1 pseudogene is annotated in these 1,089 nt (G+C 69.9%); it reads right to left on the bottom strand.

The features are described from left to right. Window positions 1-103 precede the first annotated feature (103 nt). Window positions 104-1,072 (bottom strand): annotated as a pseudogene (locus F6X68_RS32755) (glycoside hydrolase family 5 protein); the annotation flags it as partial. Between the last annotated feature and the right edge of the window lie 17 nt (window positions 1,073-1,089).

Below are 1,089 nucleotides of genomic sequence, written 5' to 3'. Positions count from 1 at the left end.
GACAGGGCCCCGCGGCGGGTCCTCCGCCGGCCGGCGCCCCGTTCGTTCAAGGGAGCACGGCGAGGCCCCGCCGGGTGTGGCGGGGCCTCACGTGGGAACGGGATCAGGCGGTGGGGAAGTTGTCCGGCGTACGGATGCGGTCCCGGATCAGGGCGCCCGACTCGGTGAGCACGCCCGGGCCGGTGTAGGTGCCCCCGGCACAGGTGCCCGGCCGCAGCGCGGCGCTGCCCTCGGCCTTGTCCGAGTAGGTCCAGTTCGCGTAGCTGATCTTCAGGCGGTCCAACAGGTCGAGCCAGGCGTTGCTGCTGGCGGCGTCGACCCCACCGTCACCGGTGTAGTCCACCGTGCCGAACTCGGTGACGAACAGCGGCAACCGGGCGGCGGCCCGCTCCACCTCGGCCCGGTAGTTGTCCCGGTGGGACGCGGCGTAGAAGTGGAACGTGTACATCACGTTGGTCGCGTTCACCGGGTTGTTGATGACCTCGTTGGCGTTGGAGCCGTCGGAGACGCCCAGCGAGGACCAGCCGCGGGTGCCGACCACGACCACCGCGTCCGGGTCGTTGGCGCGGATCACCGGAATGACCTGCTCGGCATAGCTCTTGATGGTCGCCCAGCTGACGCCGTTGGGTTCGTTGGCGATCTCGTAGATGACGTTCTTCTTGGCGGCGTTGCGGGCGGAGACGGCGGCGAAGAAGGTCTTGGCCCGGGCGAGGTTGTGCATCGGGTCGCCCGGCGTCAGGGTGTGGAAATCGATCAGCGCGTACATGCCGCGCTGCTCGGCCTCGTCGACCAGGGTGTTGACCCGGTTGGTGAAGCCGGCCGGGTCGGTCTCGTAGCCGTCCTCCTGGACGTACATGGCGATCCGCAGCAGGTCGGCCCGCCAGTCGTCGGCGAGCGCGTCGAGCGAGGCGTCGTTGAGGCAGTTGGCGAACCACTGGATGCCGTGGGTGCTCATGCCGCGCAACTGGATCGGCTTGCCGTACTGGTTGCACAGGTTGGCCCCGCACACCCGTAGCTGGCCGTTGATCGCGACCGGCGTCTGACCGCCCGGCGGCGGGGTCGTCGGCGGCGGGCGCGATCAACGGCCAG

This window comes from Micromonospora sp. AMSO12t (genome assembly GCF_008806585.1).
In the GTDB taxonomy this organism is placed as follows: Bacteria; Actinomycetota; Actinomycetes; order Mycobacteriales; family Micromonosporaceae; genus Micromonospora; species Micromonospora reichwaldensis.
The sequence above is the reverse complement of the archived record's forward strand: the minus strand, read 5'-3'. Positions and strand labels throughout refer to the sequence as shown.